The 14653-nt window shown below is 54.9% G+C and carries 14 protein-coding genes; 9 read left to right on the forward strand and 5 right to left on the reverse strand.

Annotated elements, in window-relative coordinates:
• The first annotated feature begins 98 nt into the window (after positions 1-98).
• Together ACCW71_RS08090 and ACCW71_RS08095 are read left to right on the forward strand one after the other, a co-directional pair.
• A complete protein-coding gene (locus ACCW71_RS08090; protein WP_436370671.1) occupies positions 99-1001 on the forward strand; it encodes a LysR family transcriptional regulator in 903 nt (300 codons plus the stop codon).
• Positions 1002-1745: 744 nt separating this feature from the next.
• Entirely contained in the window at positions 1746-3086 is a 1341-nt protein-coding gene (locus ACCW71_RS08095) for an MFS transporter (protein WP_436370672.1), read from the forward strand.
• Between the two features lie 64 nt (positions 3087-3150).
• On the opposite strand, the gene ACCW71_RS08100 is transcribed toward ACCW71_RS08095, so the two are convergent.
• A complete protein-coding gene (locus ACCW71_RS08100; RefSeq protein WP_436370673.1) occupies positions 3151-3414 on the reverse strand; it encodes a hypothetical protein in 264 nt (87 codons plus the stop codon).
• 113 nt (positions 3415-3527) lie between these two features.
• Here ACCW71_RS08100 and ACCW71_RS08105 point away from each other — a divergent pair, with 113 nt between their 5' ends.
• On the forward strand, positions 3528-4076 hold the full coding sequence (locus tag ACCW71_RS08105; protein ID WP_436370674.1) for a YbhB/YbcL family Raf kinase inhibitor-like protein: 549 nt from the start codon (positions 3528-3530) through the stop codon (positions 4074-4076).
• 46 nt (positions 4077-4122) lie between these two features.
• On the opposite strand, the gene proP is transcribed toward ACCW71_RS08105, so the two are convergent.
• Positions 4123-5592 carry a glycine betaine/L-proline transporter ProP gene (gene proP / locus ACCW71_RS08110; RefSeq protein WP_436370675.1) on the reverse strand — a complete coding sequence of 490 codons (1470 nt, stop codon included), beginning with the start codon at positions 5590-5592 and terminating at the stop codon, positions 4123-4125.
• Positions 5593-6001: 409 nt separating this feature from the next.
• On the opposite strand from proP, the gene ACCW71_RS08115 reads away from it, so the two are divergent.
• The 6 genes from ACCW71_RS08115 to ACCW71_RS08140 all read left to right on the forward strand — a co-directional run bounded on the left by ACCW71_RS08115 (position 6002) and on the right by ACCW71_RS08140 (position 10573).
• Positions 6002-7021, forward strand: coding sequence for an isopenicillin N synthase family dioxygenase (locus ACCW71_RS08115; RefSeq protein ID WP_436370676.1), 1020 nt, complete (start codon positions 6002-6004; stop codon positions 7019-7021).
• Positions 7022-7040: 19 nt separating this feature from the next.
• Positions 7041-7844 (forward strand): MetQ/NlpA family ABC transporter substrate-binding protein, encoded by an 804-nt coding sequence (locus tag ACCW71_RS08120; RefSeq protein WP_436370793.1) that lies wholly within the window; start codon positions 7041-7043, stop codon positions 7842-7844.
• Positions 7837-8625 carry a methionine ABC transporter ATP-binding protein gene (locus tag ACCW71_RS08125; protein ID WP_436370677.1) on the forward strand — a complete coding sequence of 263 codons (789 nt, stop codon included), beginning with the start codon at positions 7837-7839 and terminating at the stop codon, positions 8623-8625. Before ACCW71_RS08120 ends, ACCW71_RS08125 begins: the two co-directional genes overlap by 8 nt.
• Complete coding sequence (locus ACCW71_RS08130) at positions 8613-9281, forward strand: methionine ABC transporter permease (RefSeq protein WP_436370678.1); 669 nt, start codon at positions 8613-8615, stop codon at positions 9279-9281. The genes ACCW71_RS08125 and ACCW71_RS08130 overlap by 13 nt, the downstream gene beginning before the upstream one ends.
• Before the next feature lie 100 nt (positions 9282-9381).
• Positions 9382-9984 (forward strand): NAD(P)H-dependent oxidoreductase, encoded by a 603-nt coding sequence (locus ACCW71_RS08135; RefSeq protein WP_436370679.1) that lies wholly within the window; start codon positions 9382-9384, stop codon positions 9982-9984.
• Complete coding sequence (locus tag ACCW71_RS08140; RefSeq protein ID WP_436370680.1) at positions 9974-10573, forward strand: TetR/AcrR family transcriptional regulator; 600 nt, start codon at positions 9974-9976, stop codon at positions 10571-10573. Before ACCW71_RS08135 ends, ACCW71_RS08140 begins: the two co-directional genes overlap by 11 nt.
• A 95-nt stretch (positions 10574-10668) precedes the next feature.
• Here ACCW71_RS08140 and malG read toward each other — a convergent pair whose 3' ends face one another.
• From malG to malE, 3 genes are read right to left on the reverse strand one after another with little or no spacing between them, the layout of a single operon-like run.
• Complete coding sequence (gene malG, locus ACCW71_RS08145; RefSeq protein ID WP_436370681.1) at positions 10669-11559, reverse strand: maltose ABC transporter permease MalG; 891 nt, start codon at positions 11557-11559, stop codon at positions 10669-10671.
• Positions 11560-11591: 32 nt separating this feature from the next.
• Complete coding sequence (gene malF, locus ACCW71_RS08150) at positions 11592-13118, reverse strand: maltose ABC transporter permease MalF (RefSeq protein WP_436370682.1); 1527 nt, start codon at positions 13116-13118, stop codon at positions 11592-11594.
• Positions 13119-13175: 57 nt separating this feature from the next.
• Positions 13176-14366 carry a maltose/maltodextrin ABC transporter substrate-binding protein MalE gene (gene malE, locus ACCW71_RS08155; RefSeq protein ID WP_436370683.1) on the reverse strand — a complete coding sequence of 397 codons (1191 nt, stop codon included), beginning with the start codon at positions 14364-14366 and terminating at the stop codon, positions 13176-13178.
• Positions 14367-14653 lie beyond the last annotated feature (287 nt).

A 14653-nucleotide genomic window follows, 5' to 3' on the forward strand; every position in this document is an offset into this window, starting at 1 on the left:
GAAAGGTCCTTTAACCTGGATAACTCAGTCTCAGAAGAGCAGTAGCGATTACTGAGCAAAATATGAATTATCAATCAATCATCTTTCGGAGCTAAAAAGTGATAACATTCAAACAGATGGATGCACTGATATGGATAGTTAAACTGGGTAGTTTTGAGGCGGCAGCAAATAAGCTGAATATGACTCAGTCTGCAATATCAAAGCGAATACATGAACTCGAAGATTCATTTGCTATTGAAGTTTTTGATCGATCAAGCAGAAATGCCCGGCTGACAGAAAAAGGCAGAGAGCTGCTTTTTTACAGTCAGGAGTTGGTAGAGAAGAGAAATCACCTACTGGAGAAGATCAGTAGTAGCCAGCTATTAATTTCTGAAGTCCGGTTGGGCGTCACGGAGCTGACATCACTTACCTGGCTACCTGAGCTCATTCAGAAAATCAGGGAGGTCTATCCCCGAGTCCAGATAGTTCCTACGGTAGATGCCTCTCCCGTTTTATACGATTCAGTTCAGAATGACAGGCTTGATCTGATTATTGCACCTGACATGTACGACGACGTCCGGCTTAAGGCGTGCCTTTTGAGCAGCGTAGAAAACTCGTGGATGTCATCAACGACGCTAATCTCGTCTGATGAGAAAATTAATATCGAAGAAGCAGCAAAGTATCCATTTTTTGTTCAGGGACCAACATCCGGAACAGGGCTAATATATGAGAGATATTTTTCAATGAGAGGCATAAAGTTTGACCGAAATATCGTTTGTAATAATCTCTTTGCCCAGATTGGACTTACGGTTGCCGGTATGGGTATTACTTATCTTCCCCGACGTCCATTAATGCCTTTATTGGAAAAAGGAATACTTCGAGATCTCGACTTTAAACCCGGGCTGCCTCTTATCAGATATAGCGCGATTTATCGGGCAGACCGCGAACAGGGCATTATTCCTCAGATTGCAGAAATTGCAAAAAAATGCTGTAGCTTCGATAAGTTCCTTTTTGGTCTCTAAGAGATCAATTTAATATAAAGCTCTTTAAGTTTCATTATAATGGGTTTTATATTATCTGCAAGCAGAGAGGCTGGCATTACTATTCTTACTATATAAGTGGTGGCATTTTACTCATGCTTCCTTTAATAAAAATGAAACATAGTTCATTTGGACATCATAATGATGATTACCTTATCTGCATCACTTATTAGCATGTTATGAAATTGTGACGCAGTTGGCAAAAACATAAATATAAATACACCTCCTTGCGCTGGTTAACATATTTTAGCTGGATAAGTTTCAGCGATAACTCATTGTTTTGAATCGTTACAACCATAAAAAATGCTTAAACATGAATTTAAGTATTGATAAAACATGTCTAAATATCATTAAAATTTGTTATTTTTCCTGGGTAACATTAATTTTGTTGCGCATTTCTGGAACTATATTGAAGTGGGCGATCTATTTTAATTCTTTGCCTGTCAGCACTATGGATGCGTTTTCGACGCCGAATGCTTAATTTCGGATTATCTTAGCTGTATTCGTTTTATTTTTAGTGTGACAGCGAGTGAAGATATTAAATCGCATCAGGGGGTGAGTTAAAAAACGAATAACAAAGCGTCGATATTAGCTGATAAATCGGGTTGGTGAGCTGTTTTTTATCCAGGCCGGGTAGCGCTATATTAAATCAGGGTTTGATGTAAAAGTTATAATAAAGTTTTTAATAAGATGAAAAAGTTCTCATAGAATCAGGAGTTAATACCCATGACTATTTTCAAAAAAAACAGTAAGTTTCGCTGGGTGATAACTACACTCATCTTTCTCATTTACACCATTGCAGCAGCGGATAGAGCCAATATAGGGGTGGTTTTACCCTTCATACGGAATGACTTTCATATGTCCAATACTGAGGCCGGAGCGCTTGCAAGTTTGTTTCTTTTCGCTTATGCCCTTGCTCAGATACCCAGTGGTTTCCTGTACTCAAAATTTGGCGTGCGAAAAATATTCTCACTTTCGATGATCCTGACCTCAATAGCCACAGGGTTAATAGGTGTTTCGTCATCAATCTTCGCGCTGAAATTTTCCCGCTTTATACTGGGCCTGGCAGAAGGTCCCTTACCAATAGGTATCACTTCCACTATTAATCGCTGGTTCCCGACACGAGAAAAAGGGATTGTTACTGCCATTTTCCTGTCAGCGGCCAAATTTGGACCAGTGTTGGTGCCTCCAGTTTGCGCTTTAATCCTTTATCACTACAGCTGGCATTATGTATTCTTTTTCTTCGCCATTCCTGGCATTTTTCTTAGCGTTCTATGGTATTTATTCGTACCTGATACCCCTCAGGAAAGTCCTTTTTGTTCAGAGTCAGAGATCGCTTTAATAGAAGAAAAAACAGGTCCTGTTATACCGAAATCTAATCAGCCCGGTCTTGTCAAAGCCAATGGTTTCGCCAGGCTTGATAGATTTATCCGGGTCAGTGATGTCACGATAATTAGTTCATCAAAAGACGTTTTTCGATCATGGAATATTATTGGAAGTATGCTCGGTTATTTCTTTATGATGGGTATAGTCAATGTTTTACTGGCATGGATCCCTACCTATCTGATGAATGAAAAAGGTTTTTCGATTGCCACAATGGGCATGCTGGCATCTACGCCGTGGATTGGAGCCATTATAGGTAATATGATTGGAGGTTGGTGCTCTGACCGCATTCTCGATAAGCGGCGCAAACCCCTGATGATGCTATCGGCCATGGCGACAATCATCATGATGTCTATTCTCATTAATTCGCCTGATAACCCCATGATACTTGGACCTTTGCTATTTCTGACAGGGATTTTATTTAACCTTGGCTTCTCTGCTTATATGGTCTATCCGATGGCACTGACGACAAAAGAAGTCTTTCCGGTTGCAGGAGCGGTGATTAATACTGGTGGGCAACTAGGTGGTGCATTGTTTCCTCTTATCGCTGGCTATTTGCTTGACCACTACACCTGGGGGCATGTATTCGGACTTATGGCTTTAGGATCTTCTCTTTGTCTCTTGGTGCTGTTCACTATTGCTGAACCATTAGCTGAAAAGTCAATTAACAACAAAGAGTTATAGCGTAGTAACTAACAATATCATTTTAGGGTTGTCATTCGGCAACCCATATTTTTAATATTTTGGCTTAATTCCGGTTTTTAATAAAAACAGCAGCGGTTTTGATGAAATTAAAATTAACAAAAGAACAGCAGTTAAGCGTTGCCGGCTTCTGACTTTCAACTTCTAAAATATACATTCGTGTTAAGACGAACAGTTGATTGAGCCCCGGCATTATTAGCAACACCATCTTGACGCAATTGCTAACTTCTCCCGATTGCTCATGGCGGGCATTCATCATCTGCAACCACGGCGCGTCTTTGAAACGCCCTTCCGGGTTGACATCAAACACAATTCCTCACCCGGCGGGCAGCGGACCCGGTCAAACCCGTTATAGTAAACAGGCAGCAACGTCGTCCGGTCAGGTTCTCTGCCGGGTATCGTTTATCAGAAAAGGAGTGGCGGGTGAAAAAATTAGTTTGTGCAACCCTGTTGGCGGTTTTACCGATGACCACGCTGGCAGCGTCGGTCTTTACGCTGCAATCCAACGACTTCAGCGATAATGCGCTACTGGATAAAAAATTTGCCGGTGCCAATAAAAGTAATCCCGCCTGTACCGGCGAGAATATCTCACCTGAACTCAACTGGAGGGCTCTGCCCGCTGGCACCCGCAGTCTGGCGCTGCTGATGACCGATCCGGTGGGGGCCAAAGGTCTCGGCGTCACGCATCTGGTGGCCTATAACATCGCGCCGGGCCAGACCTCCTTTGCGCAGGGGGCGCTGACGCAGGGCAAAGGCTACACCGGTGGCAAAAACACGCCGGGCACGCAGCACTATTATGGGCCTTGCCCGCCTGCCGGCAGCGGTCTGCATCACTATAACTTTGTGCTGATCGCCACCGATTTACCCGTCGGGCAGCTGAAAGCGGGATTAACCCAGGCGGAGTTGGTCGCCCAGCTTAAAGGGCATGCGCTGGGCGCGGCGAGCACCGTCGGCCGGTTCAGCAACGAATAGTGGCGGCAGATAAAAAAACACCCTGCACAGGCAGGGTGTTCAGGGGTTATTTTACCGGAGCCGCTGAGGGCTTCTTCGGGCGTTTGCGCAGCTTATCGATCAGTCGATGCGCCTCCGCTTTGGTCGCTACCGCCGGTGATGATCCGGTCAGCGGCTGACGGGCGCTTTCCCGCACCGTGAGGATAGTCAGCAGGCCAATCACACCGGCCCCCATCATATAGTAGGCTGGCATCATGTTGTTTTTGGTGGTGTCCACCAGCCACGCGGTGATCAGCGGTGTGGTACCGCCAAACAGCGAGACGGAGAGGTTAAAACCAATTGCCAGCGCGCTATAGCGAATATCGGTGGTAAACAGCGCGGGCAGCGTTGAAGGCATGGTGCCGCTGAAGCAGGTGTGCAGCACGCCCAGGATCAGCAGGCCGCCAAACACCGCCCACAGATTACCGGAACCGATCAGCATAAAGCTCGGAATGGCGAACAGGATCAGACCCACGGCCCCAAAGCCAATCACCGGACGACGACCGATGCGGTCAGTCCAGCGTCCCCACAGCAGCGTCAGCGGCATCATCACAAACATCGCCACCATCACCAGCAGCAGGCCGCTCAGCTCTGGCAGCCCCAGCACACCGGTCAGATAGCTCGGCATGTACGACGTCAGCATATAGTTAGAGACGTTGAACAGCAGCACCAGACCGATACATTTCAGCATCGGCACACGGTATTTGCTGAGCATCTGCAACAGCGTCAGACGCGGCTTACTCTGCTCCAGCGCCTCCTGCTTCTCCATATGCTGCTGGAACGCCGGCGTCTCTTCCAGTTTCAGGCGCACATAGAGCCCGAACAGGCCCAGCGGCGCGGCGATAAAGAACGGCACGCGCCAGCCCCAGGACATCATCGCCTCGTTCGACATGACCGTGGTCATCACCGTCACCAGACAGGCACCCAGCAGGTAGCCCCCCAGCGTACCGAACTCCAGGAAGCTGCCCATAAAGCCACGGCGTTTATCGGTGGAGTACTCCGCGATAAAGGTGGCGGCACCGCCATATTCTCCGCCGGTTGAGAAGCCCTGCACCAGACGCGCTACCAGCAGCAGGATCGGTGCCATGATGCCGATTGACGAATAGGCGGGGATCAGACCGATACAGAAAGTCCCGATCGCCATCATCACCATGGTCATCGCCAGCACTTTTTGTCGGCCGATGCGGTCGCCCAGCGGACCAAACACCAGACCGCCGATGGGCCGCACCAGGAAGGCCGCCGCAAAAGTACCAAAGGTGGCGATCAGCTGAACCGCGTTGTTGGCATCCGGGAAAAAGACCTTGCCGATAATCACGGCGAGGTAGCTGTACACGCCAAAATCGAACCACTCCATCGCATTACCCAGCGCGGCAGCGCCCACGGCACGCTTTAGCATGTCGTTATCGATTACGGTAATGTCATCAACAGTCAGCTCTTTCTGCTTCCTGTTCCAGAAATGTTTCTTTGGATGTTCAGACGATGAGTTTCTGGTGTCCATATTCTCCTCAGGTGCTTCAGTAAAGGAGTCTTATAGCTTTCGCAGCCGCAATGATGATCAGAAGAAACCGTGGAAATGAAAGCTATAAGAAGCCGAATAATTTTTAAGTGAAGCGGTAAATAACCGCAGCCGCCAAACCATAGACCACGAATGTAAGTTATTGCAAGTTTTCAGCCGGAATAACTGCGTTTCCTGACAAATGCAGCATGGCCTGCTTGTTCATTGCTGCTTACCTGTATAAATACCTGGCAACAAAATAGGGCAATTTACTCTGATTATCGCTGGTGCTGATTCAGAACCGGCGCGGCGATATTGCCGGGTCCCGCATATCCATAGCAGGATTAGTTGGTAGTTAACGGCGCAATCCAGTGGCAGGGTAGGGCTATTCCCTGTTAACTGAGTACCCATCATGAGCGCCTTAACCTTTTCAGAGCTGCCGGTCATTAACTTCGCTTCACTCTCCGATCGTTCACCCGATCGCCAACAGAGTCTGGAAAAATTAAGCCAGGCGGCGCGTGAGGTCGGTTTTTTCTATTTAACGCACCACGGCATCGACAGTGCGTTATCCGCGAGCGTTCAGCGCGTGGCGCGCGCCTTTTTTGCCCTGCCGCAGCCGGATAAACTGTCGGTGGCGATGGCCAACTCCCCCCACTTTCGCGGCTATAACCAGGCGGGAGTCGAGATCACCCGCAGTCAGCCCGACTATCGCGAGCAGTTTGATATTGGCGCGGAGCGGGAGGCGCTGCCGATTACCCCGGACTCCCCGACCTGGCAGCGGATGCAGGGCCCGAATCAATGGCCGGAGGCGCTGCCCGAGCTACAGAAGGTGGTCACGCACTGGCAGCAGCAGATGACGGCGGTGGCACTGGAGCTGCTGCGCGCCTTTGCCGAGGCGCTGCATCTGCCGCGCAACGCTTTCGATAATCTCTACGGTGACTATCCCAACGAGCACATCAAACTGATCCGCTATCCGGGACGCGGTGACGGTGAATCACGGCAGGGCGTCGGCGCGCATAAAGATTCGGGCTTTCTGACCATGCTGTTGCAGGACGATCAGCCGGGATTACAGGTGGAGGTCAGCCCGGATCGCTGGATCGACGCCGCGCCGCGGCCCGGTGCGTTTGTCGTCAATATCGGCGAACTGCTGGAGCTGGCGACCAACGGCTATCTGCGCGCCACCGTGCATCGCGTGGTGTCACCCGCCCAGCGCAGCGAACGGCTATCGATCGCCTTTTTCCTCGGCGCTCAGCTTGATGCGGTGGTGCCGATCTATCAGTTACCCCCTTCGCTGGCAGGTCTGGCGCAGGGACCCGAGAGCGATCCGCTTAACCCACTGCTGCGTGAAGTCGGCTGGAATTATCTGAAAGGGCGGCTTCGTTCTCACCCGGAAGTCGCCCAGCGCTTCTACCCCGAACACACCTCCCACTGATACCGATAAGAGATCAATGATGATGAAAAAGCGCTTTCTGGCCCTTGCCGGCCTGTCACTGCTGATAGCTCAGAGCTTACAGGCCGCCCCGCTGCGGGTGGCCGCCGATCCGGTGCCGCACGCCGAAATTCTGGAGTATGTGAAAACGCTGGACCCCGCACTCGACCTGAAGATTGTTGAGCTGAGTGGCGGCGTGAATGCCAATGAGCTGCTGGCGTCCGGTGATGTGGATGCCAACTACTTTCAGCATCTGCCTTACCTGAAAGATCAGGAAAAGGCGCTGGGGAAACAGTTTGCGGTGGTGGCCCGCGTTCACATCGAGCCGCTGGGTATCTACTCACGCAAGGTGAAAAGTCTGGCGGCGCTGCCGCAGGGAGCCAGCATCGCGGTGCCGAACAATCCCACCAACCTGAGCCGGGCGCTGTGGCTGTTGCAGGATAAAGGGGTGATTAAACTCAACGCGCAGGGCGAAGCGGGTTCGACGCAGGTCACGCCGAAAGAGATCAGCGAAAATCCGAAGCAGATCAAAATTATTGAGATTGAATCGCCGCAGCTGCCCCGGTCGCTGGATGATGTGGATGCCGCCATCATCAACGGCAACTACGCGCTGGAAGCGGGGCTGACGCCAGCCAGAGATGCGCTGGCGCTGGAGTCGGCGGCGCATAATCCTTACGCCAACCTGCTGGTGACCACGCCGGATCGGGAAAAGGATCCGCGACTGGTCGCGCTGGCGAAGGATCTGCGTTCCCCGCAGGTGGCGGCGTTTATCCGCAAAAATTATCAGGGCTCGGTGATCCCGGTGGCGGACCCGCAGCATGATTAAACTCACCCATCTCAGCAAACACTATCCCGGCGCTGCCAGGCCAGCGCTGGACGATCTCTCCCTGACCATTGAAGAGGGCACTATCTTCGGCATCCTCGGACAGAGCGGGGCGGGTAAAAGTACGCTGCTGCGCTGCCTGAACCGGCTGGAGACGCCTTCCGCCGGGCAGATTGAGATTGATGGACAGGATATTGCCACCCTGAGCCTGGCGCAGTTGCGCCAGCAGCGCCGGCAGATGGGCATGATCTTCCAGCATTTCAACTTACTGCATTCGCGCAACGTGCATGACAACATCGATCTGCCGCTGGAGATAGCCGGGGTGCCGGCAGCGGAACGCCGCCAGCGGGTGACGGCACTGCTGGAAAGGGTCGGACTGGAAGCGTTCGCCCGTGCCTGGCCGTCGCAGCTTTCCGGCGGTCAGAAGCAGCGTGTCGGGATCGCCCGCGCGCTGGCTGTCGGGCCGCGTTATCTGTTATGCGATGAGGCGACCAGCGCGCTGGACCCGGAAACCACCACTTCGATTCTCGATCTGCTGGCGGATATTCAGCAGCAGCTCAACATCACCGTGGTGCTGATCACCCATGAAATGGCGGTGGTGAAACGCATCTGTCATGGGGCCGCATTGCTGGAAAAAGGCCAGCTTGTTGAGAGCGGCACGCTGCAACAGATCATGGCGCGTGAAGAGGGACGCCTGCGCCGGATGCTGTTGAGAGAGGGCGAAGCAGACCGGGCGTTTCTCGAAAAATATCAGCGTGAGGAATTAACCCGATGCGTAGCATGAGTTATGAGCGGTTTCAGGCGCTGCTGCTCAACGCCACCGGCGAAACGCTCTATATGGTGCTGCTGGCGGCTCTGTTTACCGTGGCCATCGGGCTGCCGGTGGGCGTGCTGCTGTTCCTGACCCGACCCACAGGCATTCTGCCCAACCGGGTGGTTTCACTGCTGCTGAACAGCGTGGTGAATACCGGCCGCGCCCTGCCATTTGTGGTGCTGCTGATCGCCCTGATCCCTTTTACCCGCCTGCTGGTGGGCACCACGCTCGGCAGTACCGCCGCCATCGTGCCGATTACGCTGGGGGCGTTCCCCTTCTTTGCCCGCATCACCGAGAACGCGCTGGATGAGGTTGATCGTGGCCGCATCGAGGCGGTGGTGTCGATGGGCGGCAATGTGTGGCACCTCGTCAGTCGCGTGCTGCTGCCCGAAGCGCTGCCTGCGCTGGTGGCGGGAATAACCCTGACGCTGGTGATGCTGATTGGCTTCTCGGCGATGGCGGGCGTGGTCGGGGGCGGCGGGTTGGGCGATCTGGCGATCCGTTACGGCTATCAGCGGTTTGATAATCAGATGATGGTGGCGACCATTGTTGTGCTGCTGGCCCTGGTGATGCTGATCCAGAAGCTGGGCGATCGACTGGTGCGTTCGCTGGCCTATCGTCGTTAAGAAGCACGCCGCCGGACGGGGCAGATCACCGCCACGCTTGCTCACCGACTCATCGTAACCTACCTTTAGTAACTTAACCGTGACTGAGGAGGGAGTGACGATGCATGCCTTAATTGTGACAGCCCATCCCGACCGGGATGCCCACACTCACCGCGTTGCCGACCAGCTTGCCCGGGGCATTAGCGCCTCGGGCCAGCATAGCGCTGAACAGGCTGACCTGGCGGCCGAGGGATTTGATCCCCGTTTCACGCTCGGCGATCTCCACCATTTTAACGGTCAGGCCGCATCGCCGCCTGATGTACTGGCTGAACAGCAGCGGGTGGATCGCGCCGACGCGCTGGTGCTGGTCTATCCGGTCTACTGGTGGTCCTTTCCGGCGCAGCTGAAAGGCTGGATTGATCGGGTCTTTATCCAGGGCTGGGCTTTTCAGGAGCAGGAAGGGCGGATAGTGAAGCGTCTCGGCCATCTGCCGGTGCATCTGCTGGCGCTGGGGGCGGCGGATACGCGCACCTATCTGCGGCACGGCTACTTTGCCAGTATGCGCAATCAGATTGAGCATGGCATCTTCGATTACTGCGGCGCGCCGGTCGTGAGCAGCGAACTGCTGCTGAGCGACGAGCAGGGTTATCCTGAGTCGCACTATCAACGGGCGCATCAGCTGGGTCAGCGCTTGTTTGCCGGACGGAAATCTCATGACCAGTGAAAACGTCGCCAAACCGCGCCTGTCACGCGCGGCGCGGCGCAGACAGTTGCTGGACGTGGCATGGCAGTTAATGCAGGCCGGGGGCAGTGATGGCCTGACGCTGGCCAGAGTCGGCGAGGCGGCCGGAGTCAGCAAGCCGGTGGTCTATGATCATTTCACCACCCGTCATGGTCTGCTGGCTGCACTCTACGACGATTTTGATCGCCGCCAGACTGAGCGGATGGAAGCGGCGATGCGCGCCGCGCCAATGCTGCTGCAACAGAAAGCGGAGGTGCTCGCCGCCGGATATGTCGATTGCGTGATGACGGAGGGGCGTGAAATCCCTGAACTGCTGTCAGCGCTCAGCACCTCGCCTGAGCTAGCCTCGGTTAAGCGCCATTATCAGCTCGACTTTATCGCCCGCTGCCAGCGATGGTTTTCGCCCTTTAGCGGAGAAAAGGGTATCGCTGAAGCCGGCATGTGGGGGTTACTCGGGGCGGCTGACGCCATCGCGGGCGCGGTGGTACACGGCGACATCCGTCAGGCTGAGGGTCAGCAGACGCTAACCGCGATAATCCTGGCGCTGATCACAGACAGCCGCGCCGCCTGAGGCCGGGCGCATAAAAAAGGCGGCCCGCAGGCCGCCGAATCCTTCAACCACAACGGGTGTTGTGTAAGCAGTGGCAACGTACAATGATGATCGTTTTAGCCTTTCACCCCGCCCGCGGTTAAACCGCTGACCAGCCAGCGCTGCGCCAGCAGGAAAACCAGGGTGATCGGAATCGCGGAGAGCACCGCCGCCGCGGCGAAATCTCCCCACAGGTAATTCTGCGGATTGAGATACTGCTGCATCCCGACCGCCAGGGTATAGCTGTTAACATCGCGCAGCAGCAGCGAAGCGACCGGCACTTCAGTGACTGCGGCGATAAACGCCAGAATAAACACCACCGCCAGAATCGGCACCGACAGCGGCAGCAGCACCAGCCGGAATGCCTGCCACGGCGTCGCGCCATCCAGCGCGGCCGCCTCTTCCAGCGAGCCGTCGATGGTTTCGAAATAGCCTTTAATGGTCCAGACATGCAGCGCGATGCCGCCCAGATAGGCGAAGATCACCCCGCCGTGGGTATTCAGCCCGATAAAGGGCAGATACTGACCGAGGCGATCAAACAGCGCGTAGAGTGCCACCAGCGACAGTACCGCCGGGAACATCTGGAAAATCAGCATTCCTTTCAGCAGGCTGGCGCGGCCGGTGAAGCGCATCCGCGCAAAAGCATAGGCGCAGGTGGTGGAGAGCGCCACAATGCCCAGCGCGCTGATGGCGGCAATCTTGATTGAGTTCCATAACCAGAGCAGCACCGGGAAGGGCGGCGGCGTGACGCTACCATCGGCATGCTGCACGCTGAATCCCAGCGCCAGCCGCCAGTGCTCCCAGGAGATCTGCTCCGGGATCAGGCTGCCGGTGGCGAAGTTACCGGCACGCAGTGAAATCGCGATCACCATCAGCAGCGGAAACAGAATGGCGGCGATAAATAACAGCAGCAGCAGATGCGTCGTCAGCAGACGCAGCCATTGCGATTTGGGTTGTACCATAGCCATAACAACTCCTTAGCGCCTGATCCATCAGGCTATTAGTCGAATTTCATCCGCGAGGCTTTCAGGTTAATCACCGCCAGCGCACCCACCAGCAGGAAGATCAGCGTGGCAATGGCGGCGGCCAGACCAAAGTCCTGCCCGCCGCCACCTTCAAAGGCGATGCGCCAGGTGTAGTTCACCAGCAGGTCGGTATAACCGGCTGGCGTGGTGGTGCCGAGACGATCGGGTCCGCCATTGGTCAGCAGCTGCACCAGCACGAAGTTGTTAAAGTTAAAGGCGAAGCTGGCAATCATCAGCGGCATCAGCGGTTTCAGCAGCAGTGGCAGGGTAATCAGGAAGAAATTCTGCAACGGGCCAGCGCCATCCATCGCCGAGGCTTCATAGAGATCGTCAGGAATCGCCTTCAGCAGCCCCATGCAGAGGATCATCATGTAGGGGTAGCCGAGCCAGGTATTGACGATAATCAGCATGGCGCGCGCCAGCGTCGGGTCGCTGAACCAGGCGGGCTTCACGCCAAACAGCGCGCTGAGCATCACGTTGATCTCACCAAAACTCTGGTTAAACAGCCCCTTGAAAATCAGAATCGAGATAAAGGCCGGGACAGCGTAGGGCAGAATCAGCATCACCCGGTAAATCGCTTTGCCGCGTAGCGCGTCCCACTGCACCAGACAGGCGAGGACCATGCCGACCGCCACGGTCAGTACCACGGTGATCAGCGAAAAGAGCAGCGTCCAGCCAAAGATCGCCAGGAACGGCTTCTGAATCCCCTCATCAGTAAACACCCGCACAAAGTTTTTCCAGCCGGTATTGACGGTAAAGCCAGGGCTCAGAATTTCATTGCCCCATTGATTATCGGCAGCCACCGCCTGATAAAAGCCGGTCTGCGGATTGGCGCGATAGCGTTGCTGGTTCTGCTGATTAATCAGCTCATCGTGCGCAGCCACCCGATAGAGCGGCTGCGTGCCGGAGAACTGCCGTAGCGAACTCATCCGTAACGCCCGGCCATCAGGCAGCTCAGCGCGGATCTGGCTCAGCGCCTGACGGTTCTGAGTGATCACCCGCAGCGTGGCGCGATCGCCCTCCGGTGGGGTGGTTGATGCCATTTTCAGCGTCTGTTCCGCGCCAAACTGAAACGGCGGGGAAACATAGTCGGCTTTGCCATCGTTCAGCACCAGCTGCCAGCGGTCGCCTGCCGGAAACAGCGAGAAACTCACCGCGTCACCCGACTGGAAGGTGCGGCCCAGCAGCACCTGCTGCGCCCGCTCAAAGGTGAGCTGGTTGCTACTGCTGTAGTTGGTAAAGGCGATGGCGATGGTGCAGGCGAGGGGGAACAGTACAAACAGCGCCATTCCGGCAACGCCGGGATAGACGTACCGCCACGCATAGGCGCGACGGTTGGCAAAAATCCACAGACCGGTTGCACTGAGGATCAGCGTCAGCAGCGCAAACAGATATTCACCCTGCGCATACATCAGCACCAGCAGATAGCCGACCAGCAGACAGCAGAGCCCGATAAGAACGCTTTTCAGCAGCAGACTGCGCGTTTTCGGTTTTCCTGACATGATGCGGTTTTCCTTAACGGTCACTCAAGCCGGGTTGCCCCGGCTGCAAAGGGGGAATTACTTCTTCAGGCGTGCCTGGGCATCTTTCAGTGCGGCGTCCACGCTCTGACGGCCGCCCAGTGCGTTCAGCGTGGCGGTGCGCATCGCGTACCAGAAGGCCGCCATCTGCGGGATATTTGGCATGATCTCACCCTGTTGGGCGTTGTTCATGGTGGCGGCGATGCGCGGATCTTTCTCCAGCTTCTGCTGGAAGGATTTCAGCGCGACCGCGCCCAGCGGCTTGTCTTTGTTGACCGCGTCGAGTCCGTTGTCGGTCAGCAGATAGTTCTCCAGGAACTCTTTCGCCAGCTCTTTGTTCGGGCTGGCGGCGTTGATCCCGGCACTCAGCACGCCGACAAAGGCTTTCGACGGCTTGCCGTTCAGCGTCGGCAGCGCCGTGACACCGTAGTCGACGCCGCTTTTATCGAGATTGCCCCAGGACCACGGACCATTAATCGTCATAGCGGTTTCGCCTTTATTAAAGGCGGCTTCAGCTATGGAGTAATCGGTGTCAGCGTTCAGGGTTTTGGCTTTCACCTGATCGACCAGGAACTGCATGCCCGCTTTCGCCCCGGCGTTATCAACACCGACATCCTTCACGTCATAGTGGCCGTCTGTGAGTTTAAAGGCGTAAGCCCCGCCCGCAGCCAGCAGCGGCCAGGTGAAGTAAGGTTCCTGAAGGTTGAACATGATGGCGCTTTTGCCTTTGGCGCGCAGTTGCTTATCGAGACCGGCAATCTCTTCCCAGGTTTTCGGCGGGTTCGGCAGCAATTTTTTGTTGTAGATCAGTGACAGCGATTCCACCGAAATCGGGTAGCCAATCAGCTTGCCGTCGAAGCGCACCGCATCCCAGGTAAAGGGAAAGATTTTCTCGCGGAAGCTGGCGTCCGGGCTGATTTCCGCCAGCAGGCCCGACTGCGCATAGCCGCCAAAGCGGTCGTGCGCCCAGAAGATGATGTCCGGGCCATCACCGGTCGCGGCGACCTGCGGGTACTTCTCTTCCATTTTGTCAGGATGCTCAACCGTCACCTTGATGCCGGTCTCCTGCTCAAATTTCTTACCCACTTCGGCAAGGCCGTTATAGCCCTTGTCGCCATTGATCCAGATGACCAGCTTACCTTCCTCAATTTTTGCCAGCGCGCTTGCGGAGAAGAGCGCGGTGGTGAGGGCGGAAAGGGCCAGAATGCGTGCACCGGTTTTCATCGTCATAAATCCATCCTGTTAGCGGAAGTGGTGAATGCTCTACCGGCATCATTGTGCGTATCCGGCGGGCCTTCTCATCCTCCTGCGCTCTACGCCCTGTGGCCGATCGCTGTGATCGCGCTGGCAAAAAGCGCCCTGAGCGGGGGGTTAGCCGCGAAAAATTCCTGTAGGTCTGCGTTAGCGATCACAAAAAAGCGCCAGATTGCCCGGCGCGGCGCGGCCGCCTGGATTTCTCCTCCTCCCGCCTCCTCCCCCAGCGGATCACGTTGCGGTGGAGGATGTTACCGTTTGTT

This window comes from Pantoea sp. C2G6 (assembly GCF_051336815.1).
Lineage (GTDB): Bacteria > Pseudomonadota > Gammaproteobacteria > Enterobacterales > Enterobacteriaceae > Pantoea.

Bases quoted from the DNA above. Each gene is read 5' to 3' on its own strand.
- ACCW71_RS08095 (WP_436370672.1), top strand. From the start codon at position 1,746: ATGACTATTTTCAAAAAAAACAGTAAGTTTCGCTGGGTGATAACTACA.
- proP (WP_436370675.1), bottom strand. From the start codon at position 5,592: ATGGACACCAGAAACTCATCGTCTGAACATCCAAAGAAACATTTCTGG.
- ACCW71_RS08115 (WP_436370676.1), top strand. From the start codon at position 6,002: ATGAGCGCCTTAACCTTTTCAGAGCTGCCGGTCATTAACTTCGCTTCA.
- ACCW71_RS08120 (WP_436370793.1), top strand. From the start codon at position 7,041: ATGATGAAAAAGCGCTTTCTGGCCCTTGCCGGCCTGTCACTGCTGATA.
- ACCW71_RS08125 (WP_436370677.1), top strand. From the start codon at position 7,837: ATGATTAAACTCACCCATCTCAGCAAACACTATCCCGGCGCTGCCAGG.
- ACCW71_RS08130 (WP_436370678.1), top strand. From the start codon at position 8,613: ATGCGTAGCATGAGTTATGAGCGGTTTCAGGCGCTGCTGCTCAACGCC.
- ACCW71_RS08135 (WP_436370679.1), top strand. From the start codon at position 9,382: ATGCATGCCTTAATTGTGACAGCCCATCCCGACCGGGATGCCCACACT.
- ACCW71_RS08140 (WP_436370680.1), top strand. From the start codon at position 9,974: ATGACCAGTGAAAACGTCGCCAAACCGCGCCTGTCACGCGCGGCGCGG.
- malG (WP_436370681.1), bottom strand. From the start codon at position 11,559: ATGGCTATGGTACAACCCAAATCGCAATGGCTGCGTCTGCTGACGACG.
- malF (WP_436370682.1), bottom strand. From the start codon at position 13,118: ATGTCAGGAAAACCGAAAACGCGCAGTCTGCTGCTGAAAAGCGTTCTT.
- malE (WP_436370683.1), bottom strand. From the start codon at position 14,366: ATGACGATGAAAACCGGTGCACGCATTCTGGCCCTTTCCGCCCTCACC.